Genomic DNA, 25,632 nt, shown 5'->3' with positions numbered 1-25,632 from the left:
ATGAGTGAAAATCTGCATGGTAATAACGTACCTCCCGAGGAGCCCCAAGAAACGGCGGAAGCTATAAAAAAGGACGCCATGGGCCTATGGCAAAGCGTACGCAAGTTTCTTCGCGAACTCTTGGATATTCGGGCCAATACGGACCAAGAGGCGACCAAGGAGGCGATTATTGCCGATATTCCCTTTAAAGGCCATACTTCGTGGATTTTGATATGTTCCATATTCATCGCCTCCATCGGACTCAACGCCAACTCGACCGCCGTGGTCATCGGAGCGATGTTGATTTCTCCCTTAATGGGGCCGATTCTCGGCTTGGGCATGTCGCTGGCCATTAACGATGTCGATACGCTAAAACGCTCCTTGAAGAACTTTGGGGTCATGGTGGTCTTGAGCGTGCTTACGGCCTACCTGTTTTTTGAGTTTTTCCCCATTCAGGATGAGTCGTCGGAGCTACTGGCCCGAACGGCCCCGGACATTAGGGACGTACTTATTGCATTTTTCGGTGGTCTGGCCCTGGTGATCGCCCGGGCGAAGAAAGGGACGATCGCCAGTGTCATATTCGGGGTCGCCATCGCCACGGCCTTGATGCCCCCCTTGTGTACCGTAGGTTTCGGATTGGCCATTGGCAACCTGGGCTATGCCTTTGGGGCCATGTACCTCTTTATCATAAACACCATTTTTATTGCCTTGGCCACCTTCTTGACCATCAAGTTGCTCAAGTTCCCGATGGTGCGTTACGCCAATTCGGCCAAAAGAAGGCGTATCGCCCGAATTGCGTCGATAGTGGCCCTGTTGGTCATGATACCCGCGGGGTATACCTTTTATCAGGTGTTTCAAGAATCTATGTTTAAAAAGCAGGCCAACGATTTTGTCAGTGCGACCATCGCAAAATACCAGTTTTCCGGAGGAGGTAGGTTTCTTGAAAATTTTACGAATATCGAATATAACGAAGGGGAGGTGCCCTTGATCGAAGTCGTGTGTATGGGAAATGAAACCATCCCCGACAATGTCATCGCTTCGTGGAATGCGATGTTGAAACAAGACGAGGATTACTATCGGTTGAGAAATACCGAATTGCATGTTATTCAAGGGGGGCAGAACGATCAGGTCGACCAGTTGCGCTATATCAACGAGTTGTACGAAACACAAAAGAACCAGATCACCAACAAAGACGAGCAGATCGCCATTCTGGAGGCCGAGATCAACCGATTGAAAGTTAACGAGTCGAAGAAGATTCCCTTTTTGGACATCAGTGCCGAGGCCAAGGCGAACTACGCGAACCTCGAGGCCTTGGAGTACGGAAATGCGGTGAGAACCGATTTTAAAAAGGTGGATACCCTTTCTGTCTTTGAGGTAAAATGGAAGGACGGGCTCTCTTCCAGAAAAATTGCCGAAGAAAACCAAAAAATGCTACAATGGTTAAGAGTGAGGTTAAAGGATACCACTGTGGTCCTTCGTGTTTTGGATGAGTAAGGAGTTTGCCGTTTCGGGGCCTTTATTGCCTAATTTCTTTCCTCGATATACATTTGGCGCACCTTTTTGAAGAGGTCGGAAGAATAAACAAAATTGGTTACGGCTTCGTTGTCGGTCTTGAAGATTTCTTTGTTGGAGCCCTCCCATTCCTTTACCCCGTTCTTTAAGAAAATAATCTTTTGGCCGATTTCCATGACCGAGTTCATGTCGTGGGTGTTGATTACCGTCGTAATATCGTACTCTTCCGTAATTTCTTGGATCAGATTGTCGATCAGGATGGCCGTCTTGGGGTCGAGGCCCGAATTGGGCTCGTCGCAGAAAAGATACTTGGGGTTCATTACGATGGCCCGGGCAATGGCAACGCGCTTTTGCATGCCCCCGGAAATTTCCGAGGGAAACTTGTGGTGCGCATCTACCAGGTTTACCCGGTTCAGCACAAAATCGACACGGTCCTGCATCTCGGAGGCACTTTGTTTGGTAAACATTTCCAGCGGAAACCTTACGTTCCCTTCAACGGTCATCGAATCAAAGAGCGCACTGCCCTGAAATACCATGCCCATTTCCTGCCGTAGGTTGCGTTTTTCGTCATCCGTCAGATCCGAATAGGTCTTTCCGTCGTAACAGATCGTACCCTCATCGGGGGTAAAGAGTCCTAACAGGCATTTTAAAAAGACCGTTTTTCCCGATCCGCTCTGGCCGATGATCAAATTGGTCTGTCCTGTGTTGAACGTAGTCGATATACCCTTTAGAACACGGGTGCCGTCGAACGATTTTTGTATGTTTTCTACCTCTATCATTAGCCTAATAGGAGTTGGGTGAGAATTCCGTTAAGAATCACGATTACAATACTGGTCCATACAAAAGAGGTGGTACTGGCCTTGCCCACGTCCAAGGCCCCGCCTTTCATGTAAAAGCCGTGAAACGAAGGTATGGTGGCCAAAATAAATGCAAAGACCAGGGTTTTAACAAAGGCATAGGTTACGTGAAAGGGAATAAAATCGAGCGTGATCCCTTGAATGAAGTCCGCACTGGTACTGTGACCGCCAAACGTAGCGGCGACCCATCCGCCAAGAATACCCACGAACATGGAAACCACGATGATAAACGGATAGAGCATAAGGGCCACTATTTTAGGGAATACCAAATAATTCAGGGCATTGACCCCCATGACCTCGAGCGCGTCGATTTGTTCGGTAACCCTCATGGTGCCAATGCTTGAGGTAATGTACGAGCCCACTTTTCCGGCCATTATTATCGAACAGAAAGTGGGTGCAAATTCAAGAATGATCGATTGCCTGGTGGCAAAGCCGACAAGGTTCTTCGGAATCAGCTCACTGGTGATGTTCAAGGCGGTCTGTATGGCCACGACACCTCCGATAAAAAAGGAGATGAAGACCAAGATGCCCAAAGAACCGAAGATCAACTCGTCTATTTCCTTTAAGATCAACGATTTCATGATACGCCATTTGGTAGGTTTTTTAAAGACCTCCTTTATCATAATGGCATAGCTGCCAATCGATGCTACGTAGTTCATAGACGTAAAATGGTTTCTGAAGGTAAAAATAACAATAAGGAATTGATTTAACCTGCATTTAAAGTTTAAAGGGGGAATTTATTTACTTTTGTCGATACCAAAACTAAACTATGAAAAGAAGGTATTTCGCCATTTTGTTATGGGGCCTCTCGGCCACTTTTTTGTCATTCGACGGGTATGCGCAACGAAAGGACAAGGAAGAATCGGGCCAATTAAAGACCAATCCGAAACTCGTAGTCGGCATTGTCGTTGACCAGATGAGGTACGACTATCTGACGCGGTTTTGGGACCACTACGGCGACGACGGTTTTAAGCGTTTTGTAGAGGATGGCTTTAATTGCAAAAACAACCACTACAATTATGCGCCTACAAGCACGGGGCCGGGCCATGCCTCGGTCTATACGGGAACAACGCCCGCCACACACGGTATAATCGGTAACAATTGGTATGACAAGGAGCTCGACGCCAGCGTTTATTGCGCTTCCGACGACTCGTACAATTCGGTAGGCACTTCTTCCGATGCGGGCCGAATGTCGCCCCATCGAATGCAGGTGACAACCCTTACCGACGAACTTCGGCTACATACCCAAATGCGGGGCAAGACCATTGCGGTGGCCCTAAAGGATAGGGGGGCGGTATTGCCAGGTGGCCATACGGCCAATGCGGCGTATTGGTTCGATGACGGTAAATGGATAACAAGTTCATATTATATGGACCAACTGCCCAAATGGGTGCAAGATTTAAACGCTTCCAATAAATTGGAGAAGTATAGAAAGCCCTGGAAGACATTGAAAAAAATCGACGATTATGTCGAAAGTACTTCCGATAACAACGCGTATGAAGGGCCCTTCGAAGGGGAGGCGGCTCCCGTTTTTCCCCACGACCTGCCCAAGCTATGGGATGATAACGGGGGGTACAACCTGCTAAAGTCGACGCCCTTTGGAAATAGCCTTACTACCGATTTCGCCATCGAGGCCATCGAGGCCGAAGGACTGGGAACCGATGCCATACCCGATTTCTTGGCCGTAAGTTACTCGAGCACCGATTACGTGGGGCACAGGTTCGGGGTAAGTTCCAAGGAAGTACAGGACACCTATATCCGATTGGATGCGGACCTGGCCCGATTGTTCAAGGAACTCGACAGTAAAGTGGGCAAGGACGAATACACCGTCTTTTTGACCGCCGACCATGCCGCCATTGAGGTGCCCGCCTATCTGATCGATCAAAAAATACCCGCCAGGTACATCGATTGGGAGAAGATCGAAAAGGAGCTCGACCAGTTCTTGGAATTCACCTACGGAACTGGGGATATTATCAAAAACTTCTCCAATTACCAATATTTCTTGGATCACAAGGTAATCAAAAACCTGGGGCTCGATCTGCGTGAGGTACAGGAAACGATGGCCAGGGAACTACTGAACTATGAGGGTGTAGACCGAACCTATACCGCTTATCAAATGTGGCAAAACGATTATACCCACGGTATACCCTATATTTTGCAGAACGGATACAACCTAAAACGTTCGGGAGACGTGCTGGTCGTTTTGAACCCCGGTACCATCGGCTATTCCAGAACGGGTTCTACCCACGGATCGCCACAAATCTACGATACCCATGTGCCTTTCTTGCTGTACGGCAAGGGTATTAAAAAGGGAAGTACGGTCAAAAGAACGGAAATAGACGATATAGCGCCCACCATTGCGGCGTTGTTGGGCATATCCTTCCCTAGCGGGGCCACGGGTACGCCAGTGTCGGAAGCGATTGAATAAATCATTACGGTATGAGCGATAGCCCAGTAGGTATTTTTGATTCGGGAGTGGGCGGTACTTCCGTTTGGAGGGAAATCCACAAACTTCTTCCCTACGAAAATACCGTTTACCTGGCCGATAGCAAAAATGCCCCGTACGGTGAAAAAAGCGAACACGAGATCCTGCAGCTGAGTATCAAGAACACCGAGGTGCTTCTAAGGAAAGGCTGTAAGTTGATCGTGGTGGCCTGTAATACGGCAACCACCAACGCCATCGGTTACTTGCGCCAAAACTACGATGTGCCCTTTGTCGGCATCGAACCTGCCATTAAGCCTGCGGCCCTGCAATCGCGGTCAAAGATCGTCGGTGTACTCGCCACAAAGGGAACCTTGGCCAGCAGCCTCTTTCATAGTACTTCCGGGAACCACGCCCGGGGTATAACCGTGATAGAGCGTGAAGGAACGGGCTTGGTGCCCCTGATCGAGCAGGGCAAGGTCGATTCCAAGGAAATAAAGGAACTATTGGAGGGCTATATAAGGCCCATGCTGGAAAAGGGCATCGATTATTTGGTCCTTGGGTGTACGCATTATCCCTATCTGATCCCACTTTTAAAGGATATGCTGCCCGGCACGGTACAGATCATCGATTCGGGTGAGGCCGTGGCACGGCAGACCAAATCGATCCTTGGGGAAAAAGGCACCTTGAGAACCACGAGATCCTCGGGTCACCACGAATTTTATAGCAATGGCGACCTCAAGGTGCTGGAGGGCTTTGTTCGAAATGATGGCCTCCACTATTCGGTGGAAAAGGGCGATTTTTAACGGTCAGGTTTTCTTTCATAGGTCAAATACGTGAAGGCGTATTCGTGCCGCTCGTCCTTGGGGTGGAATTCGTCGTTGGTAAGTGTCCAGACCGATTCGTCGATCTCCGGAAAAAAGGTGTCGGCGTCCTCGAAAGTGGCATGCACCCGGGTGAGCTCCATACTATTCGATAAAGGTTCGCCGAGCCTGTATATTTCTCCCCCGCCGATGATAAAGGTAAGGGGGCTTTCCTTTGTCGCTTCCAGTGCGGCTTCCATAGAATGTACCACGATACAGTTCTCGTGTTCGATGGTATAGGAGGTATCGCGTGTGATTACTATATGCCTTCTGTTGGGCAAAGGTTTGGGGAAACTTTCAAAGGTCTTTCGGCCCATGATCATGGGGTGGCCCGTTGTCAGTTTTTTAAACCGTTTAAAATCATCGGGCAAATGCCACAACAAATCGTTGTCTTTTCCTAGGGCATTGTCTTCTGCCGCTGCGGCGATTAGGCAAATGGTATTCACTTAAGGTCTTTTTTGCTTTTGGTTCCGAAAACAATTCGGCCAATCCTTTTATTAAACTTGATAAAGCCAACGAACGGAAACCGGTCCGATCACGGTTCGGTTTCTTTCTTGTTGACCTTGGAAAGGGGAAAATCGGTCTCAATTTCCTTTTGTAGCTCGGCAATCCGCTTTTTTTGTTTGGCTACCAGCTTTTCACGTTGGCTGCGCTCCCATTCGGGGCCCATGAACTTTTGTGTTACAAAGACATTGAATACGTGTATGGCGAACAAAAAACCCCAAAAGGTTATGGCCCAAATAAACCAATCGTAGGTTTCCCAGTAGTTCAATATCTTGTTGATGAACACCAAAAAGACACTGCCGATCAAAAAAATGACAAAATGGGTGTATAGCCGCTTTTTCTGTTTAATGCGGGCCTGTGCGTTCTCTAAAAGAACATGTTGTTCCAATTCGACCTCCGATTTGTTTTTGTGTTTTCCAAACATGTATTGGCTATCTTTGAAAAGGTACTTGTACAAAGATACGGTAATTGCCCCTTATTAGATAACAACTATGGAATACACCAGAAAACATTTCCCCGTCTTGAGCCAATACATTTATGCCAATACGGCATCTGCCGGACTTTTGAGCGAACAGTTGATGACCTGGCGCCAAGAGCACGACCTCGATTACCTTATAGGGGGCAGTACCATGAAGAACGAGGCCATGATGGAGCTTATTCCGCAAACCCGAAAAACGGTGGCCCGTTTCTTTGGGAGCAAGGTAGAAAATACAGCCTTGGTGCAGAATTTTACCCTAGGGCTCAATATTTTGTTGGAGGGGCTGAAAGAAAGAACAAACATCCTCTTGGTCGAGAACGATTACCCCTCGGTCAATTGGCCCTTTGAATATCGGGGGCATACGATTCTTTATGCCGCCCTTGACGGGAATCTGGAAAACAATATTCGCGAAAGGCTGGGAACCGGAACGATTTCAATTTTGGCCCTAAGCTTGGTGCAATGGGCCAGTGGCGTGAAGATCGATATGGATTTTCTCAAGGCGATAAAGGAGGAGTTTCCCGAATTGATCCTGATTGCCGATGGTACCCAGTTTTGCGGGACTACCGATTTTAATTTCGAGGATTCCCCATTGGATGTTCTGGGCGCCAGTGCCTATAAATGGCTGCTTTCCGGATACGGCAACGGGTTTATGCTCTTCAAGGATGGAATGGATAAGGTATTCGACCTCCATACCATCGGGTTCAATGCCTCTGACCACGATCTCGGGGGAAGGGATACGGTATCCTTTACAAGGCATTTTGAGCCGGGCCATTTGGATACGCTCAATTTCGGAAGCCTCAAATTTTCACTGGAGTATCTCGAAGGTTTGGGCATGTCCAAAATAGAAGAACACTTGGACAAGCTGTCGAAAAAGGCTAAAAGGGAATTTTCCGATTTGGGACTTTTGGACGATACTGCCCTTCAAAGAAAGGAGTCCGGTACCATTTTCAATATCAAGGGCGATCGTGCCCTTTTTGAAACCCTTACCGAAAGGGGGATCGTGTGTTCGCAGCGGGGAAACGGCATTCGTTTTAGCTTTCATTTTTACAACACCGAAACGGATATTGACGAATTGGTAAAAATTTTAGGATCAATGACTTAAATCTTGTCTAAACTAGAAATACCGAGCGTAATTTTTACATGGGGCATTTAAATGTTAGGTAATAATTGCGAAAATGATAAAAATGTCTTAAGGCTTGGTTATGAGTTTATTAAAGTGTTAGTTTTGACATGTGTTTAGAAGAAACCCTTAGTACAGGACAAACAATAAAAAACTCATTATCATGGCAATTTCAAAACAATATTTAAAGACAAGGCCCGTATGCAAGGTAACCTTTACCGTACCTGCCAAGGAAGCGGAAAAAGTGGCCGTAGTCGGTGATTTCAACAATTGGAAGGCGAATAAGGCGAGCTCCTTGAAAAAACTTAAGAACGGAAGCTTCAAGGGAACCTTGGAGTTGCCCAAAGAGTCGACTTTCGAGTTTAAATACATTATCGATGGCAACTATGTCAACGAGGCCGAAGCGGATGGATTTAAATGGAACGACTATGCCGGTGGCGAAAACGCCCTTCTGGTACTTTAATCGGCTGAAACCGTAAACCATGTTGGGGAAGCCGAATCTTTATTAGGAATCGGCTTCTTTATCGAAGTGGAACACGTTTTAGGGGCTTTATAGGGCCTTAGGGTTCGATTTTTACGCCCTTCCAAAAGGCGATGCGCCCTTTGATGCCTTTTGCCAGTTCGCTCACCTCGGGGTAGTACCAGGCGGCATCCTTGTTGACCTGGCCTTTGACCGAAAGGTTGTAGTACGATGCTACACCCTTCCAAGGGCAGGTGCTATGCGTCTTGCTTTCTTCAAAAAATTCCTTTTTGACACTTTCCGGGGGAAAGTAATGATTGTTCTCGATTACCAAGGTGTCGTCGCTTTCGGCGATGACGGTACCGTTCCAGATAGCTTTCATAGGTGTATGGATTAATGGTGTATACTCCTTTTGGTCGTAAATGAAGCGGGTAACTTACCCTAAGGTGCGGAGCACATAATTTTTGTAGAAGGAGTTCTTGTCGGTAAATTCTTCGCAAACCTCCATGCCCGACTGTTCGGCCAGCCATTTAACCGTGGCGTCGTCGTACTTTTGTGAGATTTCGGTATGTATGGTTTCCCATGGGGAAAACGATACCTCGAGGTCAAGCTTTGCTATGGTGACGGTCTGGGCCTTTTTTGAAACCAAAAAGCTTTTGGCGGTACCGCTTTCCGGATCATAAACCTCCCAATGCAAAAAGTTGTCAAGATCAAAGTTGCCTCCCAGCTCCGCATTGATCCGGGCGAGTATGTTTTTGTTAAAGGCCTCGGTTATGCCGGCGGGATCGTTGTAGGCATCGAGAATGGTCTGCGGGTTTTTTTTGAGGTCGCATCCTAAGAAGAACAAATCGTCCCCCTTCATGAGTTCGTTGACGCTTTTCAAGAATTCAATGGCCTGGTCGTGCAGGAGGTTGCCGATGTTCGACCCTAGGAACAGGATTACCTTTCGGGTGCCGTTCTCATCGCTAATTTCCTTTAAGGCCTCAAAATAAGTGCCCTGTTTGGGAACCACCTTAAGTTTGGGTAGTTCCTTTGCGAGCGATTTTTCCAGTTCGTTCAGTATGTTTTGGCTGATGTCGATAGGCTGGTACTTGAATGGGAGGCCTTGTTCGGTAAAGTGTTTCAACAAGATTTTTGTCTTTTTTCCATCGCCGGCACCTAGTTCGATCAGTTTAAAGGCCTGCTTGTCCGAGGCAAAAAGGGCACCGATTTCGCTTTTGTAGCGACTCAGGATGTCGAACTCGCAATCGGTCAGGTAGTATTCGGGCATATGCATGATCTTCTTAAAAAGCGAGTCGCCCTTTTTGTCGTAAAAATATTTTGACGACAAGTGCTTGGGAAAATCGGTAAGCCCTTGCCTTACGTCTCTTTCAAATTGGGCTTGTATGTTGGTATGTACTATTGTTTCTTGCATAGCCTAATAGTCGAAATGGTTTACTAAAACATACGGCTCATCGGGCCAGTCGTAGGCCGGTAAACTGCCATCTTAAGTAGGGTTGGAAAAAATTGCGATAGGTAGGCCTGGTGTGTTTGGCAGGTGTGGCCACCGAACCGCCCCGAAGTACTTTTTGATTGACCATAAACTTACCGTTGTATTCGCCCAATGCGCCTTCGGCCTTTTTGTAGTAGGGATAGGGAAGGTAGGCGCTTTCCGTCCATTCCCAGCGGCGCCCCCAACGAAAGGATGACTGTGCCGCTTCCCATTCGAATTCGGTAGGCAGTCGGCAGCCTTTCCATTGCGCATAGGCGAAAGCCTCGTAGTACGATATATGGGTTACGGGCGCCAGGGGATCTATTTTTCGCAATCCGCCCAGGGTATAACAGTGCCATGCCCCTTCGATAGAATGCCAATACTGGGGCGATCTTACCTTGTTTTGGTTGACCCAGTCCCAACCTTCGGCATGCCATAGTTCAAAGTTTTTGTAGCCGCCCGCCTTGATGAACTCCTCGAACTCTTGGTTGGTCACCAGTTTGTTCGAGATTTCGAAGGGATGTAGATACACCTTATGCCTTCCGAGCTCATTGTCATAGCAAAATCCATCGGAGTCATGTCCGATTTCGTAAATGCCTTCGTCAACGGAAATCCACTCTTGGGTGTGGTCTTCCAAGGGGTGTCCGAGGAAGTTTTTTGAATAGGCGGGGAGCAAGGGGTTGTTGCCCAAAATATACTTGATGTCGGTAAGCAGCAGTTCTTGATGCTGTTTTTCATGGTGTATCCCAATTTCCAACAAGTCGTTCAATTGTTGGTCTTTTGGCGTGGAAAACAAATGCTCAATGGCCGCGGTGACATACGACCGGTATTCGTATACCCTTTCGACCGAAGGTCGTGAAAGATTGCCCCGGTCAGAACGTACGACCCGCCTTCCTACGGTTTCGTAATAACTGTTGAAAACAAAGGAAAAATCCTCGTCAAAAATGCGATAGTCGCGGGCATGCGGTTTCAATATAAACTCCTCAAAAAACCAAGTGGTATGCCCCAAGTGCCATTTTGGGGGAGACACATCTACCACGGGCTGAACCACGTAGTCTTCGATTTCAAGAGGTTGGCAAAGGGTTTCGGTATATCGACGGGTCTCAAGAAAGAAATCAAGAAGGGAATCGGTAAGTATCATGCTCAACTTTTGTTGTTTATAAAGATACGGATTATAGATTTTTCAAAAGTATCCCGTAAAATTTTTAAATTAATGCAAATAATAGGGTCGTTGGCTTAATTATTATAAATAATTGTCTATTTTTCGATGATATTCAAACCAAAACTACTAGAAATGATGCGTAAAACTTGTTTTGTGCTGCTGCTTTTTTTGGGCGTGTCCCAATTGGCCCAGGCCCAGCAGGCCAAGCTTAAAAAGGCCTTCAACGGTAAGAACCTAAAAGGATGGGTCGTACCCGAAAACAACATTTGGTGGTCAGTTAAGGAGGGTGTGCTTTTTGCCAAAAGCGACCCTGAAAAAACGGGCTCCATCTTATGGACAAAGAAGAATTACAACGATTTCGTAATCGAAACCGAGTTTTTATATGGGGAGGGTACCGTCGATACGGGAATTTTTCTCCGCACGGAAAAGGAGCAGATACAAATGGGGATATCGGGATCGCTCAAACGCGATATGACGGGTTCGCCGTACATCGTTGGTAAAGGGTATCCGGTAGAGGCCGAAGGGGTAGCCGATATTCTCAGGCCCAACGAATGGAACACCATAAAGATAAAGGCCGTCGACAATGTGTACACGGTTTGGTTGAACGGTCATAAGGTCGTGACCTATACGTCCGACGATGTACCGGAAGAAGGCCCCATCGGATTGCAGTTGCATCCGGGTAGGGATATGACCACCAGCTTTAGAAATATTAGAATTGGGGAACTCGACTGAATGGCTCGGGTTATCGCATCTCTTTACAATCTCAAAATCCAAACCCTATTATAATGAACAAAACAATTTTAAGGCTTCCCGCAATGAAGCAAATTGGAGCCATGGGCCTGATAGCCTTATTTTTCTCGTGCAAAGGTGAGACCAAAAAGCAAGAAACTACAGCCATGCCACAGGAAACCGAAAAAAGAATTCAACTGGTATCGAACGAAGCGGATAAAATGGTCGAGGTGATGATCGACGGTAAACTGTTTACATCGTACCGGTATCCCGATAACATTAAAAAGCCGGTCCTTTACCCCTTGGTGACACCCGCGGGCACGAAGATCACCCGTAAGTTTCCATTGGAACCTTCTACCGGTGAACGTGTAGACCACCCGCACCATGTGGGGGTCTGGTTCAATTACGGCGACGTGAACGGACTTGATTTTTGGAATAATTCCGATTCGATCATAGTGGAGGACCGCGATAAATATGGCACCATAGTACATAAAACCATTGAGGCGGTTGAAGATGGCGACGAACAAGGGGTCTTGAGGGTAAAAATGGATTGGAACACCCCCGGGGGTACGACCTTGATCGAAGAAAAGACCACCTTCGTATTTAAGGGAGAGGGTTCGGTTTATTCCATCGACCGTATGACCACCTTGACCGCAATTGCCGAAGACGTACTTTTTAAGGACAATAAAGAAGGCATGTTGGGTATACGGGTAACAAGGGCCTTGGAGCTTCCTTCGGACAAACCCACGATTTTTACCGATGCCAATGGCAACCCTACCCCCGTGGCCGTACTTGATAACGAAGGGGTCAACGGAAACTACATCAATGCCGAAGGTGTTGAAGGTTTGGATACCTGGGGCAAGCGCTCCAATTGGGTAAACCTGTACTCGCATATCGGGGACGAGAAAATAGCACTGGCCATACTCGATCATAAATCGAACGTAGGCTACCCTACGTACTGGCACTCCCGCGGTTACGGATTGTTTGCCGCCAATCCCTTGGGGCAAGCGGTGTTCAGCGACGGTAAGGAAGAGTTGAACTTTCAGCTGAAAAAGGGAGAGAGCACGACCTTTAAGCACAGGATTGTAGTGGCCAATGGCGAATTGGCCCCACAAGACCTGAATGCCATGTTCGAAGCCTTCTCGGCCCAGTAAAAGACAATCCGGATGCCGCATAGCCATTATTGCTGCATCCGGTTTTTTTTTAGTGATCTATACCTTGGGTTATACCGCGACTACTCCTTTGATATGCGGATGCGGATCGTAGTCTACCAATGTGAAGTCCTCGAATTTAAACTCGAAAATATCCTTTATTTCGGGGTTCAGTATCATTTTGGGCAAGGGCCTGGGCTCCCTGCTCAACTGTAGGTTGACCTGTTCCATATGGTTGTTATAGATATGGGCATCGCCGAAAGTGTGGATAAACTCACCGGCTTGATAACCGCATACCTGGGCCATCATCATGGTGAAAAGGGCATAGGAAGCGATGTTGAAGGGAACCCCCAAAAAGATATCGGCGCTACGTTGGTACAATTGACAGGACAGTTTGCCGTCGGCCACGTAAAATTGGAAGAAGGCGTGACAGGGGGGCAGGGCCGCCTTACCGTTCGCAACGTTTTCGGCAAACGATTTGGAGGTGTCGGGAAGTACACTGGGGTTCCAGGCCGATACCAGCATGCGCCGGCTGTTCGGATTGTTCTTCAGGGCATGGACCACCTCTTTGATCTGGTCGATTTCATCGTCGTTCCAGTTTCGCCACTGGTGGCCGTAAACCGGACCTAGGTCACCGTTCGCATCGGCCCATTCGTTCCAGATGCGGACCCCGTGCTCCTGAAGGTAACCGATGTTCGTATCCCCCTTCAAAAACCACAGCAGTTCGTAAATGATGGATTTTAAATGTAGCTTTTTGGTAGTGACCATGGGAAAGCCCTCACTAAGGTCAAAACGCATCTGGTAACCAAAAACGCTTTTGGTACCGGTACCCGTACGGTCGCCTTTTTGGTTGCCGTTTTCGAGTACATGTTTGAGTAAATCGTGGTATTGTTTCATCGCAGGGGTAAAAATAAAAGTTTACCCTAACAAGGTCAAAAGCGGAAGGCAGTAGTTATTAGCATTTATCAACGATGATAGCGGAATGGCCCAACTCGGCAATTTGATGTAAAGTCAACGCCATATCTTCCTTAAGCCAAGCTTGCGGCATGCCCGAAACAGCTATATGCCAATGCATTGGATGGTGGCAGGTTTAAGGGCGTTTCACTACCTCCGCTAAGAATACCCCGGCCATTACCACCATAAACAGGGCAAAGGGAAGCGAAGTTACGATCAAGAGTTTTTGGACTGCCGTGAGCACGTCGATGTCAGGTTTGGCATGGCCCAATAGGATCATGGCCATTGTGGCCAATAAGATAAAGACCGACCAGATCAGGCGGTGCCGTTTGCCCGGTGATTTTTTGCCGTGGTCGCTGAACATACTGAGTACAAAAACCGCCGAATCTACCGAGGTGACCAAAAAACTGATCAACAAAAAAAGCGTAGTGAAATTTAGTAGCGAGGCCATGGGGTAATTTTCAAAGAACACGAAAATGGAAGAGAAGACATTACCGAATTCGCCGCTGTAACTTCCCCAAGAATCAATGATGTCAAATGAGGAAGTACCAAAAACCGAAAACCAGAAAAAGGTACCCAACGAAGGTAAGACCAACACGCCCAAGAGCAATTGCCTTAAGGTTCGTCCCTTGGATATCCGTGCGATGAATATGCCCGTGAACGGGGCCCAGGCCAGCCAAAAGGCCCAGTAATAGAAAGTCCAGTCCGTCAGAAAGGCAATGCCGGGGTCGTAGTCGCCCCAGGCAAGGCTCATCGGAACAAAGTCGATGAGGTAATGCCCCGTGGCCGTGGCAAAGGAGCGTAGGATGGCACCGATATCGCTTGCAAAAAATACGAAAAGCAAAATAGCCATGGTCACCAGGATGTTCAGTTTTGAAATCACCTTTATACCCTTGTCCACCCCTTGCCATGCCGAGTAAAATGCGATTGCCGATACCAAAAATGTCAATGAGAGGGTTGTGGTCAATCCGAATTGGGATTGAAATATGTGGTTGAGCCCCCCATTGATCTGGGTAGTGCCCAGGCCCACCGCGGCAATCAGTCCGAATACCGTGGTAATTATGGTCATTACATCGATACCGGTTCGAGCCATGGGGTTTTTGATGGTGTCCTCTATCGTGGCGCTTACGCGTACCTTTTTTTTTCGTACGAAGAGGGCGTAGCCTACGACCATGGCAAAAAGGCCATAAAAGGCCCAGGCGGTAAAGCCCCATTGGTAAAAAGTGAACTCGAGGGCCAGTGTTTCTGGGGGAAGGTCGGAAAGATAGGGCGGGTGTTGCTGCATAAAAACGGGTTCCTGAACGGCACGTAGCAAAATGCCCGCGCCCATACCGGCGCTGTAGAGCATGGCCGTCCAGGCCCAAAGGCTATGTTCGGGTCGGGTGCCCTTCTTGCCGAGTCTTATTTTTCCCAAGGGCGAAAAGGCGATGCCCAGCAAGAGGAGTACGCAGGCCAGCCCCAGGTAGAGGTAAAAATGGCCAAAGTAGTTGCGCACCCATAAGGAAGCCCGTTCGATGCCCTCGTAACTGGCTTCGGTGGCAAGGAACACCACCAGGGTAAAGAGAAAGATCAGGCCTATGGAAAGCGATAGCAAAGGGTTTTTTAAGGTGTTCATTGTCTTGTATTAAGGCTTTCCGTACCGCGCTGGCCAAGGCCGGATGCCCTTAGGGTGTTTTGGCAATGTTGCGGACCATACCCCCAAATATAAAATAATGAAAGGGAACCAAGCTGTACCAGTACAATCTTCCCTTAAGTCCCCTCGGCCTAAAGGTGGCCGTTTGGTGCAGTACCTGGTCTTTGTCTATTTTAAATTCCAACCACGCTTCGCCGGGGAGTTTCATTTCGGCAAAGAGCAATAGGCGTTTTCCCTCCCTGTCGGCCAAGAGTACCCTCCAAAAGTCGAGCGAGTCGCCTGCGTAGATTTTGTGGGCATGGGTACGCCCCCTTCTGAGTCCGACCCCACCGAACAGTTTGTCAAGGAAACCCCTGATCTTCCAAAGCCGGTTGCCGTAGTACCATCCGTTTTCGCCCCCGATCTTCCAAATGTTCGACAAAACCTGCTCGGGATGGTCTACTTTGATGGCTTTCTTGTCGGTCAGTACCCCGTACTTGGGTACCTGGATGAATTGGCCGAGGTCTTTTTTAAAACGGCCGCTGACCATGCTGTCCTTCCAGCTGCTGATAACCTGGTTCTGTTCGATTTTTTTAAAGGCCAAGTCAATGGCCTCGCGGTAGGTATGGGGCTCGATGTTCAGTATTTCCTGAAGCCGCCGGTCTTTGGCAACCACTTCTATTTTCATGCTGTCCACTAGGTTCATGGCCAGCTTGTAGGAGGTGGAGGTAACAAAATACAGCCAATAACTCGATAGTTTCGGGGTCATTACGGGAACCGTGAGGATCCAATTTTTAAATCCCCGGGCCTTGGCGTATTGAACCAACATTTCTTTGTAGCTCAACACATCCGGACCTGCAATGTCAAAGGAGGCATTATAGGTTTCCGGCCGCCCCAGAACCCCCGTCAAAAATGCGATGACGTCGCGTATGGCAATCGGTTGCGTTTTGGTCAAGACCCATTTGGGGGTTATCATTACGGGGAGCTTCTCGCATAGGTCGCGAATTATTTCAAAGCTCGAACTGCCCGATCCGACTATAATGCCGGCGCGAAGCACGGTAAGCTCGAAGGGGCCCTGGTATAAGATCTGTTCGACGTTTTTACGCGATTGAAGGTGTTTTGATAGTTGTTCGTCGTTTACGATGCCACTGAGGTAAACAACCTGTTTTACACCGGTTTTGGCCATGTACGAATTGAAGTTCTTGGCGGTTTGGGCCTCCATTTTATCGAAGGTGTCGGTAGAGGCGCTCATCGAATGGATGAGGAAGTAGGCCGCTTCGATGTCTTGGGGAAGCTTACCCGATTCTACATTTTTTAAGAAGTCGATTTCTACAACCTCGATTTGGTCGCGCATCTCCCCGCTTATCGAAAAACGGGTTTCGTCGCGTACCGCACAGACCACCTTGTGGCCTTCTTTCAGCAATTGGGGCAACAATCGCATTCCTATGTATCCATTGGCTCCTGTAAGTAGAATTTTCATGGGGATGTTTTACGGGGTTCGGCCCTATAGGTCTTCGATTGGGGTTGGGGCATTGTCCGCCTTGTAACCCAAAAGCTTTTTGAAAAACTGTTGGACGGCCTTGGTGTCGCCCGTTATCCTTATAAAATGATGGTCGCGGTGAAGGGTATATGTCGCCGAATTGCCTTTGTATACGGCCAATTTGTAGTAGGGGATCACCAGGGCAAAAGTTTCAAGCAAAGACCTAAACCTTACCACAATGCCCTTTGGGCGCATTTCAATGTTGCACTGATCCCGATGGTTGTCGAGAATGAGCAGGTTTCTGATTTCGGTACTCGTTTCGGTGATGAACAACCTGGGCGAACCGATACCGCCCATGGCCCAACGTTGTCTGAGTGTAAAGGGCTTGCCTACGGCACGGTCTATTTTTCGGGTAAGTTCCTTGTTGGAATACGATACGTTGAGCAGCATAATGACTTGGCTTATGGCCTATCTTGACTTATGAAAAAATCGGATGGACCGCTATTTCAATAAAGATACTGAAAACCGTGAAGTCCTTCGGACCCTTTCCGAACGAATCTGGACGCAACAGCAATGGAAAAGCACAAAAATGATTAGTTTTGCAACCTTATATACGAGAAGAACCCATGGGTATTGAGACGATTTTGGAAGCAAAGGTAAAGGAAGCGGTGGCCGAACTGTTTTCGGTAGAATTACCTCAAGTAGAATTTCAGCCGACACGAAAGGATTTTGAAGGGGACATCACGGTAGTGGTTTTTCCCATGCTGCGTTATGTAAAGGGAAATCCGGCCCAGATCGGGGAGCAGATCGGGGCCTATCTGAAAGATCAGGTCCAGGCCGTTTCGGGTTATAACGTGATCAAGGGCTTTTTGAATATCGTTATTGACGATTCGTTTTACATCGATTTTTTCGGACAGATCCAAGATGTGGCCGACTACGGATATGCCGCCAGCAACGACAGCGGTGCCGTCATGGTGGAGTATTCTTCGCCGAATACCAACAAACCCCTGCACCTGGGGCATATAAGAAACAATCTTTTGGGCTATTCCGTATCCGAGATCCTAAAGGCTTCCGGTAATAAGGTGTACAAAACACAGATCATCAACGACCGGGGCATCCATATATGTAAGAGTATGTTGGCCTGGAAGCGCTTCGGGAACGGTGAAACGCCTGAAAGTACCGGACTCAAGGGCGATAAATTGGTGGGCAACTATTACGTGGCCTTCGATAAGGCCTATAAGGAGGAAATTGCCGCGATGGTGGCCCAAGGTGTCGACAAGGAAGTGGCCGAAAAGGAGGCCCCGATCCTTTTGGAAGCCCAGGAAATGCTGCGAAAGTGGGAAGCCGGAGACGATGAGGTCGTAGCCTTGTGGAAAAAAATGAACGGGTGGGTATACGAGGGGTTCGAAGAAACCTATAAAAACCTGGGAGTCGATTTTGACACGCTCTACTACGAAAGCGATACCTATCTGTTGGGTAAGGACGTAGTGGCCCAAGGCCTTGAGAAAGGGGTATTTTACAGGAAGGAGGACGGAAGTGTCTGGATCGACCTGACGGACGAAGGCCTCGACGAGAAGATCGTATTGCGTTCCGATGGTACGGCGGTGTACATGACCCAAGACATCGGTACGGCCATTCAACGGGTAAAGGACCACCCCGATGTCAACGGTATGGTATATACCGTTGGCAACGAACAAGACTATCATTTTAAGGTGCTGTTCCTGATACTTAAAAAATTGGGCTTTTCCTGGTCGGAAAAACTACACCATTTGAGCTACGGTATGGTCGATTTGCCGAGCGGAAAGATGAAGAGTAGGGAGGGGACGGTTGTCGACGCCGACGACCTGATGCAGGAAATGGCCCAGACCGCGGCCGATATTGCGGCTGAGCTGGGCAAATTGGAAGATTACTCCGAAGCGCAGAAGCGAGAACTTTATAAGATGATCGGGCTCGGGGCCTTAAAATATTACATTTTGAAAGTCGATCCCAAAAAACGAATCCTGTTCGACCCGGAAGAGTCGGTGGATTTTCAAGGGAATACGGGGCCGTTTATCCAGTACACCTACGCAAGGATCCAGTCGATATTAAGAAAGGCGGAAGAAACCGGTGCCTTTGACGAAGGTCCGGCAAGTGTAACCGAACTTCATCCGAAGGAGAAGGAACTGATCAAGCAACTGCAGTTATATCCCGAAACCATTCAGTTGGCCGCCGAAAATTACAGTCCGGCCCTGATTGCCAACTACACCTACGACCTGGTGAAGGAGTTTAACTCGTTCTATCAGCAGGTTTCCATTTTGGGGGAAGCCGACCGGACCAAAAAGGCGTTTCGGGTCAAATTGGCCAAAAAGGTGGGCGAGGTGATCGCCTCGGCCTTTAAATTATTGGGAATCGGGGTGCCCGAGCGCATGTAGGCCATTTTCTTGTTGGCTTGCTATCGGTATTCGATAAGGATGTCGGCAACCTTCATTAGATCCGTTTCCACAATTTCCGCTCGGGGCGCCAGTGGAAACAATTGTTGCCCCGGGCGTTCGATAAATGCGGCGCGCCAGCCGGCCCATTGGGCTCCGGCAACGTCCCAGCCATGGGCGGCGATCATCATGCAGTCTTCCGGATCGACATTCATCGTACGGGCCGCCCATTCGTAGGCTTCACCGAAGGGCTTGGACTTTCCCGCGTCCTCGACACTTAGCCTTTCTTCGAAATGGTCGGTAAGACCGGCAAATTCGAATTGGGCCTTGACCCCTTCGTTCGAACCGTTGGTAAAGGCCGCGAGCCTGTAACCTGCCTTTTTCAAGGCTGTCAACGCCCCTTTTACTTCGGGGTGCGCGGGCAGGGATAGCAGGGACGAACTTACGCTTTGCCTGGCCTCTTTCTTCGTCAGTGCCATTCCGTGGTTGGCAGCGACCATTTGTAGGGTAGCCGCCCCGATGTCCACAAAATCCTTATAACGCCCACTGGCCGATGTAACCAAGGTATATTGGAGCAGCGTGGTAAACCACAACGACAATAAATTGCCATTCCCTCCCAATACATGGGCCATCTTTTTTTTCATGGGGGCGAGGTCCAGTAAGGTTTCGTTTACATCAAAAAATAGAACTTTGGGTCTTTGTTTTTTCATTGGGAGATAGTTTTTTGCATTCTTTTAGGCATAAGATAAGGTGAATGGTAGCGAAAGGCAAGCAGGCCATGGTGGCCTAACTGTTTTGTATATGGGAATGCTTTGGTCAACAGGCCGATACCAGCTGATGTGGGGCATGTGCCAAGGGCAGGATGGCCGGGAGCTACCGGACTTCTTTGGTCTTGCTTGCCATTCCGGAAACTAAAAAATACACTTTCTTGGGCCGGTGCAAAAAACGTTTCCGACCGAAGGGCGGGGTGGTTTACACCGTGTTTGTCTTAGAACCTGATCCTAAAGCTGACATTCGGTGTTAGGCCCAAGGAGGTTGTGGTAACCGACTCCATTTCGTTTTGTTCGTTAAGTTGATAGTAGGTGTTCAGGGTGTTCTTTCGGTTGGTAAGGTTCAGTACCGATATGCCGGCCGAGGCCTTAAGGGTTTCGCTTAGATCGAAGTTGTAGGTGGCCGAAAAGTCGGCGCGTAAATATTCGGGAAGCCGACTACTGTTGGCCTCCTTGTAATTGATGCGGTAGGGAAAAAAGGTAGTGTCGATGGGAGCGTCGTCGGTTGGCTCGGTAAAAGGCCTTCCGGTGTGGTAATTAAGTCCGACCCCCACTTTGAAATGGTCCAAGGTATACGTTCCGGCCAAGGTGACAGCGTGCTTGATATCCAGGTTGTTGGGAAATTTGGGTGGCATGAGGTCGGGAAAATGGTAATTGTTGACATTAAAGGTATAGCTGGCCCAAATACTATAATGATCCGTTTTGCGGTTAATGAGAAATTCAATGCCCTTAACCTCGTAGCTGCCGATCTCCCCATTGAACTGGTCTTGGTTCTGAAAGCCTTGGGTAAGCGTGCTTATGCCGTTTACTTCCTTGTAAAATGCCTCGGCCCCGATGTAGAGGTGCCGGGTGTCGTAGTTTAGTCCCAGGGAACCCTGCTTACTTTTGGTGATGGGCAGGGTTTCGCCATCTGAAACGATCCACCTCCTTTTTTCTATGCCCAAAAAATTTTGTTCCAAATCCAAAATTTGATTGGTGGCCTGGCTTTTAAATTCTCCTAAGGCCACTAATTTCAACTGGGAGGTCAACCTATAGTTGAGGCTGAGTCGGGGTTCGACAATGAACTCTTCATAAGACCCGGGGTTCGTTAAGATATTGAACCGCAGGCCTCCTTGCAAGAATAATCTTTGTTTGTCGGCGGTATAGGTAAATTCCGTAAATAGGGCATGGCTGCGTACTATATCGCGTACGTTACTTTGAAAAGGGGGTTGGGTGACATTGGTTCCGTTCGCAATGCCCGTCTCGCTAAACTGATATCCGTTCAGCCAGCTCAGCTTCGTATTGGGCCGGTAGATGGTGTTCAGTTTGGCCGAGGTCTCTTCGACCCTGTTGTTCTGGAAGAGAACTTGTTGGGCGTTGGAGCCCCTATTTTCGGCCTTGAGGTCGTACCGGGTGTAATAGGCGTTGACTTGGGTCGAGAATTTTTCGCCCCATTCGCTTATCAGGCTTGTGCCGAACGAAAGGTTGGTTTGGTCAAGTGCACTCTGGGTCGGGGTTCCGCCATCCATTCCATGCTCTGAATAATCCAAGAGATTGTTGATATTGATAAAGCTCAAGCGTATTTTTTGTACTTCGTTGATGTCGTAAAGTACCTTTCCGGTAAAATCGTAAAAGTAGAAATTGCCATCCTGTGCCATTTCGTTTTCGTCGAATGCCCGGGTAAAGAATTTTTTGTAGGTAGGGGTGTCGACCAGGTCGGTAAGGGATCGCCTCGCCGAAAACTGCACCGCAAGGTTGTCCTTTATGGGGATGTGGCCAAAGGCATCGCCACCGATGAGGTTAAAACCGGCGCCGCCGTAATACCGATCGGCCACTTCGTTTTTGGTATGCATGTCGATAATACCGCTCACCCCATCGCCGTATTGGCTGCTGGTGCCGTTTTTGATCAGGGAAACCTTTTCCGTCAAATAGGGGTTAAAGGCAGAAATGAGTCCGAAAAAATGCCCGGATTGGTACATTTTTATACCGTCCCAAAGAATGAGGTTCTGGTCGTTGCTGCCTCCTCTAATGTTGATGTCCGATACGGTTTCGTCGATGCTTTTTATACCTGGCAGGGCCTGTATTCCCTGGAGTACATCGGGCTCGGTCAAACCCGGAAGGATACCCATTTCCCCATTGCTCATTTCGATGCTTCCATCGGGTTGCTTTACAAGTCCCTTGGTCAGGTAATCGTAGACCACGACTTCTTCCAGTTGATGGTAGAATTGGGCCAACAGCAAGGTTTTACAGGGGGATTGTCCGGTTAGGTCGGAGGCCTTGACGATGAGGTTTTTAAAGCCCATATGGGCGATGCGCAACACCGCATCCTTGGGGATGTCCTGTAATGCAAAATGGCCGTTGCCATCGGTAACTATGGCTATGTCGCTACTCAAGACTTCAACCGTGGCGCCACTTACCGTGTTTTGCCTAAAATTGTCCAAGACCGTCGCGCAAATATCCAAGGCCTCGTTTAGGGTAAGGGCATAGTAGCGTGCGCTTAGCTTTTCGAAGCGCAGTTGGGTCTGTGCCTCTATTTCAGCGAGAATGGATTCCAAGGCCTTCGAAGCCGGTTTTTTTATTTTTAACCGTTCGATGTTTTGGTCCACATAAGAGAACTTGATATCGTGTTCCTGTTCGAGGTCGCCGAGCAGCTCGGTCAACAGAATGTAATCGGAAACTTCTTGGGCCTTTGTTTTGGAAGGTAGGGTCAAGAAAGCGAGGCCTAGGCAAACAATAAAAAAACGGTAGATTTTATTCGCCATAGAAGAGCACTTTGGTGCCCTCAAATTTAAACTTTATTTGCGAAGGCGTACAAATGCTTTTCAACGCCAGTTCCTTATCGGTATTGCTAAATGTACCCGTGAACAGTTGGTCGCCGTTGATGTTTTGGGTCTCGACCTCAAGGTTGTGTTGTCTTTCGAATTCGGCCAGAACGTACTTAAGGGGCACACTTTTGAAGGAACTCTCTTTGTGCAACCAAGAAGGCTCGGAACCGGTCGGTGCCCCGGTGGGTATTATCTTTCCGTCGATAACCTTAAAAATGTTTCCGGCGGGCAGTTGGGTCTCCTTGCCTTGGTAGGTGACGCCGACCAAGCCTTCAAAGCAGACGACCTGAAAAATACCTTGCCGTTGGGTGATGTTAAATTGGGTTCCCAAAACGGTAATGGTCCCCGCGTCGGTGGCCACGGTAAATCGCTCACCCTTGGCGACCTTAAAAAAGGCCTCGCCATCCAACCTGACATTTCTGTTGTCTTCCCAGCTGTGTTCGTTGAAGGTAAGTTGCGATCCGGCATTGAGAATAACCTCCGAACTGTCGGGCAATACGATCTCTTTGTTCTCGGCAAATCCCGTAACTATATTTTCGTCAAGGGTGTTTGAATAGAAATAGGCGCCCAACATGACCACGGCAACCGCGGCGGCTACGCTTAAAAATTTCTTGAACGGATGCAGGCGAACCACCTTGGTCTCGTTTAAGGTACGACGGTTTTTTAGGGCCATAAGCGCTTTTTCGGCATCGAAACCCGGAGCTTCCAATTGATCGGAAGCCCTTAAGATCCGAACATAGGAGGCATACTCGTCAGTTTTTTTGAATTCTGAGAGCTCCGACTCCGTAAGTTCGTCGTTCAACCATTTTGCCAAATAATTCTCTTGCATTCCTTCAGCTTATATGCTCTATAACAATCATGTATGTAAAAACCCTACCCGTACTAAATACCGTCTATTTGTTCGCGTAGCGATTTGAGGGCCAAGTGCATCCGTTTTTCGATGGCCTTGATACTTACCCCTTCCATTTCGGCGATCTCGGCATATTTCTTTCCGTCGATCCTGTTCAGCAAAAATGTGGTCCGTTGGTTTTCGGGCAAACCGTTGAGCGCCCGGTCCAGTTTTTGCTTAAATTCACTTTCCTCCATCAAAAATTCGGGAGATTCGTTGGTGGCCTTTAAACGGTGGTCGGCATATTTTAAACGTACTTTTTCGGCTTTTATCACATTGAGGTACAGATTATTCGCTACGGTATAGACAAAAGACTTGGCCTTGGCCGGAGAAACCTTGCCGCAGTTCTCCCATAATTTTACAAAAGCCTCCTGAACGGCGTCGTAAGCTTTTTCCTCATTGCCGAATTTATAATATATATAATTAAAAACCGTTTTGGAATTAGCGTTGAAGATGGTGCTAAAGACCTGCTCTTCGCAAACATTGTCTGTGTCTTCGGTTTTCAAATGGGCTCGGTTTTGTTCAAAGATATTTTAAAAATCCGAAATGGGACAAGTAGGGTATTTTAATTGGCCGTTGTTTTAATTTCGAAACGACGCAAAATTCCAAATCGCATGAAAAACTGTTTTAAACTCTCGTTTTGCACTTTCCTACTGGGTGCTGCGATGGCTTTGGTCTCTTGCCAGGAAGAGGAGCCTTTCGAGGAAGATGTCGATAGCGAGAAGACCCTTGTCGCACATGGCGATGAATTGGAGCTGCTAAAAAGGGTGGTCGACAACGACGGTTCGTACGACAATATTGTCGATGGTGCCAGTTGTGTGGGTATCCAATTCCCTTATACGGTTGTGGTCAATGGGCTGGAAATCAAGGTCGATTCCATGGGAGACCTCGAGTTGGTCGAAGCCAAGTTGGATGCGCTCGAATTGGCACAAGAAATCTGTAATATGGCGATTGTCTATCCCATTACGGTAACCTTGTCGGATTATAGCGAGCTGACGGTTAACGACGAGGACGAGCTTTATGAGATAACGCAGTCTTGCATCGAGGGCGGTAATGACGACGACATCGAATGCATCGATGTCATCTATCCGCTTACGGTTTTTACGTACAATCCGGACTTTCAATTGCTCAATACCCTGAAACTGGACGGCGATATGCAGTTCAGAAGGTTTTTGGCAGGCCTTGGCGAAAGCGACCTGATAAGCTTTGAATTTCCGGTATCCTTCGGGTATGGCAATGGCGAGAAGGTTACGGCCAATAACAATAGCGAGCTTGTCGAGGCTATAGAAGAGGCAAAGACGACCTGTGACGAAGACGATGATGCCGATTATAACGATGACGATTTTACACAGGATGGGTTGGACAAGCTATTGGGCAAATGCCCATGGTCGATCAGGCCATTGAAGAAATCGGAGCAAGACAACACCGAACAATATCCTTACTATTTCCTGACCTTTGAGGAAGGCGGAAAAGTCATCGCGGGCGACGAATATGGGTACGCCACCGAAGGAACATGGGGCACCGGGGTTTCCGATTACCGGGTCATCCTCAAGGTGGAGTTTGCCGAGGCTCCCGATTTTAACGGGTCTTGGTGGGTATATGGGCTAGGCGAGGGCAAAATCGCATTGTTCACCGACGAAGAAGGCGACCGTATGCTCTTGGAGATGGCCTGCGATTACGAGCCCAATTTATGCTCAGAGGAGCATATCATCGAATCCCTAAAGGAGTGCAAATGGGAAATACTGAACGAAGACGGTTCTTTTTTCGAGGAACTGTACCTCGATTTTTCCGCAGAAATGTCCCTTCACGTATACAATTCGGATGCAACCTTGGTCGACGAAGGCAGTTGGTCAATTTCGGGCAATGTGGTCACGTTGTCGAAATTGAGCGAAACCTTGGCCAATTATGTCGGGGATTGGAAGGTAATGGCATGTGGCGACGACAAGTTCGAGCTCGACAGAAGGGAAGAGACCATTGTGTTCAAAATAAAGTGTGAAAAATAAAACC

The 25,632-nt window shown here is 48.2% G+C and carries 24 protein-coding genes; 9 read left to right on the top strand and 15 right to left on the bottom strand.

Annotated elements, in window-relative coordinates:
- Positions 1–1,473, top strand: a complete 1,473-nt coding sequence (locus tag BUB37_RS17705; RefSeq protein ID WP_072995165.1) for a DUF389 domain-containing protein — start codon at positions 1–3, stop codon at positions 1,471–1,473.
- Positions 1,474–1,502: 29 nt separating this feature from the next.
- Here the strand turns inward: BUB37_RS17705 and BUB37_RS17700 are convergent, their stop codons facing one another.
- Entirely contained in the window at positions 1,503–2,270 is a 768-nt protein-coding gene (locus BUB37_RS17700) for an ABC transporter ATP-binding protein (protein WP_072995164.1), read from the bottom strand.
- Entirely contained in the window at positions 2,270–3,007 is a 738-nt protein-coding gene (locus BUB37_RS17695) for an MlaE family ABC transporter permease (RefSeq protein ID WP_072995163.1), read from the bottom strand. The genes BUB37_RS17700 and BUB37_RS17695 overlap by 1 nt, the downstream gene beginning before the upstream one ends.
- Positions 3,008–3,117: 110 nt before the next feature.
- Between BUB37_RS17695 and pafA the strand changes: the two genes are divergently transcribed.
- Both pafA and murI read left to right on the top strand, forming a co-directional pair.
- Positions 3,118–4,776, top strand: coding sequence for an alkaline phosphatase PafA (pafA, locus tag BUB37_RS17690; protein WP_072995162.1), 1,659 nt, complete (start codon positions 3,118–3,120; stop codon positions 4,774–4,776).
- 11 nt (positions 4,777–4,787) lie between these two features.
- Entirely contained in the window at positions 4,788–5,576 is a 789-nt protein-coding gene (gene murI, locus BUB37_RS17685) for a glutamate racemase (RefSeq protein WP_072995161.1), read from the top strand.
- Here murI and BUB37_RS17680 read toward each other — a convergent pair.
- Both BUB37_RS17680 and BUB37_RS17675 read right to left on the bottom strand, forming a co-directional pair.
- Entirely contained in the window at positions 5,573–6,079 is a 507-nt protein-coding gene (locus BUB37_RS17680; RefSeq protein ID WP_072995160.1) for a dihydrofolate reductase, read from the bottom strand. The genes murI and BUB37_RS17680 overlap by 4 nt on opposite strands.
- A gap of 89 nt (positions 6,080–6,168) precedes the next feature.
- Positions 6,169–6,561 carry a 2TM domain-containing protein gene (locus BUB37_RS17675; RefSeq protein ID WP_072995159.1) on the bottom strand — a complete coding sequence of 131 codons (393 nt, stop codon included), beginning with the start codon at positions 6,559–6,561 and terminating at the stop codon, positions 6,169–6,171.
- A 67-nt stretch (positions 6,562–6,628) separates the two neighbouring features.
- Here BUB37_RS17675 and BUB37_RS17670 point away from each other — a divergent pair, with 67 nt between their 5' ends.
- Both BUB37_RS17670 and BUB37_RS17665 read left to right on the top strand, forming a co-directional pair.
- Positions 6,629–7,717 (top strand): aminotransferase class V-fold PLP-dependent enzyme, encoded by a 1,089-nt coding sequence (locus BUB37_RS17670; RefSeq protein WP_072995158.1) that lies wholly within the window; start codon positions 6,629–6,631, stop codon positions 7,715–7,717.
- A 181-nt stretch (positions 7,718–7,898) separates the two neighbouring features.
- Positions 7,899–8,198, top strand: coding sequence for an isoamylase early set domain-containing protein (locus BUB37_RS17665; RefSeq protein ID WP_072995157.1), 300 nt, complete (start codon positions 7,899–7,901; stop codon positions 8,196–8,198).
- Positions 8,199–8,295: 97 nt separating this feature from the next.
- On the opposite strand, the gene BUB37_RS17660 is transcribed toward BUB37_RS17665, so the two are convergent.
- Genes BUB37_RS17660 through egtB form a run of 3 tightly spaced genes read right to left on the bottom strand, consistent with a single transcriptional unit; the run spans position 8,296 to position 10,807 of the window.
- Positions 8,296–8,577, bottom strand: coding sequence for a DUF427 domain-containing protein (locus tag BUB37_RS17660; RefSeq protein WP_072995156.1), 282 nt, complete (start codon positions 8,575–8,577; stop codon positions 8,296–8,298).
- A 54-nt stretch (positions 8,578–8,631) separates the two neighbouring features.
- Positions 8,632–9,609, bottom strand: a complete 978-nt coding sequence (gene egtD, locus BUB37_RS17655; protein WP_072995155.1) for an L-histidine N(alpha)-methyltransferase — start codon at positions 9,607–9,609, stop codon at positions 8,632–8,634.
- Positions 9,610–9,646: 37 nt separating this feature from the next.
- Positions 9,647–10,807 (bottom strand): ergothioneine biosynthesis protein EgtB, encoded by a 1,161-nt coding sequence (gene egtB / locus BUB37_RS17650; RefSeq protein WP_072995154.1) that lies wholly within the window; start codon positions 10,805–10,807, stop codon positions 9,647–9,649.
- A gap of 153 nt (positions 10,808–10,960) precedes the next feature.
- Here egtB and BUB37_RS17645 point away from each other — a divergent pair, with 153 nt between their 5' ends.
- Together BUB37_RS17645 and BUB37_RS17640 are read left to right on the top strand one after the other, a co-directional pair.
- Positions 10,961–11,560: a 3-keto-disaccharide hydrolase gene (locus tag BUB37_RS17645; RefSeq protein ID WP_212635318.1), complete on the top strand. Its 600-nt coding sequence runs from the start codon at positions 10,961–10,963 to the stop codon at positions 11,558–11,560.
- Positions 11,561–11,613: 53 nt separating this feature from the next.
- Entirely contained in the window at positions 11,614–12,711 is a 1,098-nt protein-coding gene (locus tag BUB37_RS17640; RefSeq protein WP_212635317.1) for a DUF6807 domain-containing protein, read from the top strand.
- 69 nt (positions 12,712–12,780) lie between these two features.
- Here BUB37_RS17640 and BUB37_RS17635 read toward each other — a convergent pair whose 3' ends face one another.
- From BUB37_RS17635 to BUB37_RS17620, 4 genes are all read right to left on the bottom strand, one after another.
- A complete protein-coding gene (locus BUB37_RS17635; protein WP_072995153.1) occupies positions 12,781–13,605 on the bottom strand; it encodes a thymidylate synthase in 825 nt (274 codons plus the stop codon).
- Positions 13,606–13,798: 193 nt separating this feature from the next.
- On the bottom strand, positions 13,799–15,277 hold the full coding sequence (locus tag BUB37_RS17630) for a BCCT family transporter (RefSeq protein ID WP_072995152.1): 1,479 nt from the start codon (positions 15,275–15,277) through the stop codon (positions 13,799–13,801).
- 49 nt (positions 15,278–15,326) lie between these two features.
- Positions 15,327–16,754, bottom strand: a complete 1,428-nt coding sequence (locus BUB37_RS17625) for an SDR family oxidoreductase (protein ID WP_072995151.1) — start codon at positions 16,752–16,754, stop codon at positions 15,327–15,329.
- A gap of 24 nt (positions 16,755–16,778) precedes the next feature.
- Entirely contained in the window at positions 16,779–17,204 is a 426-nt protein-coding gene (locus BUB37_RS17620; protein WP_072995150.1) for a hypothetical protein, read from the bottom strand.
- 176 nt (positions 17,205–17,380) lie between these two features.
- Between BUB37_RS17620 and argS the strand changes: the two genes are divergently transcribed.
- The gene (gene argS, locus BUB37_RS17615; protein ID WP_072995149.1) at positions 17,381–19,165 is read left to right on the top strand and encodes an arginine--tRNA ligase; all 1,785 of its coding nucleotides are present in this window, start codon (positions 17,381–17,383) and stop codon (positions 19,163–19,165) included.
- 20 nt (positions 19,166–19,185) lie between these two features.
- Here argS and BUB37_RS17610 read toward each other — a convergent pair whose 3' ends face one another.
- From BUB37_RS17610 to BUB37_RS17595, 4 genes are all read right to left on the bottom strand, one after another.
- Entirely contained in the window at positions 19,186–19,872 is a 687-nt protein-coding gene (locus BUB37_RS17610; RefSeq protein WP_072995148.1) for a haloacid dehalogenase type II, read from the bottom strand.
- A 278-nt stretch (positions 19,873–20,150) separates the two neighbouring features.
- Positions 20,151–22,673: a TonB-dependent receptor gene (locus tag BUB37_RS17605; protein WP_072995147.1), complete on the bottom strand. Its 2,523-nt coding sequence runs from the start codon at positions 22,671–22,673 to the stop codon at positions 20,151–20,153.
- Complete coding sequence (locus tag BUB37_RS17600; RefSeq protein WP_072995146.1) at positions 22,663–23,565, bottom strand: FecR family protein; 903 nt, start codon at positions 23,563–23,565, stop codon at positions 22,663–22,665. The genes BUB37_RS17605 and BUB37_RS17600 overlap by 11 nt, the downstream gene beginning before the upstream one ends.
- Positions 23,566–23,618: 53 nt before the next feature.
- Positions 23,619–24,131 (bottom strand): RNA polymerase sigma factor, encoded by a 513-nt coding sequence (locus tag BUB37_RS17595; RefSeq protein WP_072995145.1) that lies wholly within the window; start codon positions 24,129–24,131, stop codon positions 23,619–23,621.
- 108 nt (positions 24,132–24,239) lie between these two features.
- Here BUB37_RS17595 and BUB37_RS17590 point away from each other — a divergent pair, with 108 nt between their 5' ends.
- Positions 24,240–25,628 carry a hypothetical protein gene (locus BUB37_RS17590; protein WP_139278135.1) on the top strand — a complete coding sequence of 463 codons (1,389 nt, stop codon included), beginning with the start codon at positions 24,240–24,242 and terminating at the stop codon, positions 25,626–25,628.
- Positions 25,629–25,632: the final 4 nt, after the last annotated feature.

Source organism: Pseudozobellia thermophila (assembly GCF_900141855.1).
Lineage (GTDB): Bacteria > Bacteroidota > Bacteroidia > Flavobacteriales > Flavobacteriaceae > Pseudozobellia > Pseudozobellia thermophila.
This window is presented reverse-complemented; position numbering and strand designations above follow the sequence as displayed.

Coding starts and splice junctions, on each gene's coding strand:
- BUB37_RS17705 (WP_072995165.1), top strand. CDS start 1: ATGAGTGAAAATCTGCATGGTAATAACGTACCTCCCGAGGAGCCCCAA.
- BUB37_RS17700 (WP_072995164.1), bottom strand. CDS start 2,270: ATGATAGAGGTAGAAAACATACAAAAATCGTTCGACGGCACCCGTGTT.
- BUB37_RS17695 (WP_072995163.1), bottom strand. CDS start 3,007: ATGAACTACGTAGCATCGATTGGCAGCTATGCCATTATGATAAAGGAG.
- pafA (WP_072995162.1), top strand. CDS start 3,118: ATGAAAAGAAGGTATTTCGCCATTTTGTTATGGGGCCTCTCGGCCACT.
- murI (WP_072995161.1), top strand. CDS start 4,788: ATGAGCGATAGCCCAGTAGGTATTTTTGATTCGGGAGTGGGCGGTACT.
- BUB37_RS17675 (WP_072995159.1), bottom strand. CDS start 6,561: ATGTTTGGAAAACACAAAAACAAATCGGAGGTCGAATTGGAACAACAT.
- BUB37_RS17670 (WP_072995158.1), top strand. CDS start 6,629: ATGGAATACACCAGAAAACATTTCCCCGTCTTGAGCCAATACATTTAT.
- BUB37_RS17665 (WP_072995157.1), top strand. CDS start 7,899: ATGGCAATTTCAAAACAATATTTAAAGACAAGGCCCGTATGCAAGGTA.
- BUB37_RS17660 (WP_072995156.1), bottom strand. CDS start 8,577: ATGAAAGCTATCTGGAACGGTACCGTCATCGCCGAAAGCGACGACACC.
- egtD (WP_072995155.1), bottom strand. CDS start 9,609: ATGCAAGAAACAATAGTACATACCAACATACAAGCCCAATTTGAAAGA.
- egtB (WP_072995154.1), bottom strand. CDS start 10,807: ATGATACTTACCGATTCCCTTCTTGATTTCTTTCTTGAGACCCGTCGA.
- BUB37_RS17645 (WP_212635318.1), top strand. CDS start 10,961: ATGATGCGTAAAACTTGTTTTGTGCTGCTGCTTTTTTTGGGCGTGTCC.
- BUB37_RS17640 (WP_212635317.1), top strand. CDS start 11,614: ATGAACAAAACAATTTTAAGGCTTCCCGCAATGAAGCAAATTGGAGCC.
- BUB37_RS17635 (WP_072995153.1), bottom strand. CDS start 13,605: ATGAAACAATACCACGATTTACTCAAACATGTACTCGAAAACGGCAAC.
- BUB37_RS17630 (WP_072995152.1), bottom strand. CDS start 15,277: ATGAACACCTTAAAAAACCCTTTGCTATCGCTTTCCATAGGCCTGATC.
- BUB37_RS17625 (WP_072995151.1), bottom strand. CDS start 16,754: ATGAAAATTCTACTTACAGGAGCCAATGGATACATAGGAATGCGATTG.
- BUB37_RS17620 (WP_072995150.1), bottom strand. CDS start 17,204: ATGCTGCTCAACGTATCGTATTCCAACAAGGAACTTACCCGAAAAATA.
- argS (WP_072995149.1), top strand. CDS start 17,381: ATGGGTATTGAGACGATTTTGGAAGCAAAGGTAAAGGAAGCGGTGGCC.
- BUB37_RS17610 (WP_072995148.1), bottom strand. CDS start 19,872: ATGAAAAAACAAAGACCCAAAGTTCTATTTTTTGATGTAAACGAAACC.
- BUB37_RS17605 (WP_072995147.1), bottom strand. CDS start 22,673: ATGGCGAATAAAATCTACCGTTTTTTTATTGTTTGCCTAGGCCTCGCT.
- BUB37_RS17600 (WP_072995146.1), bottom strand. CDS start 23,565: ATGCAAGAGAATTATTTGGCAAAATGGTTGAACGACGAACTTACGGAG.
- BUB37_RS17590 (WP_139278135.1), top strand. CDS start 24,240: ATGAAAAACTGTTTTAAACTCTCGTTTTGCACTTTCCTACTGGGTGCT.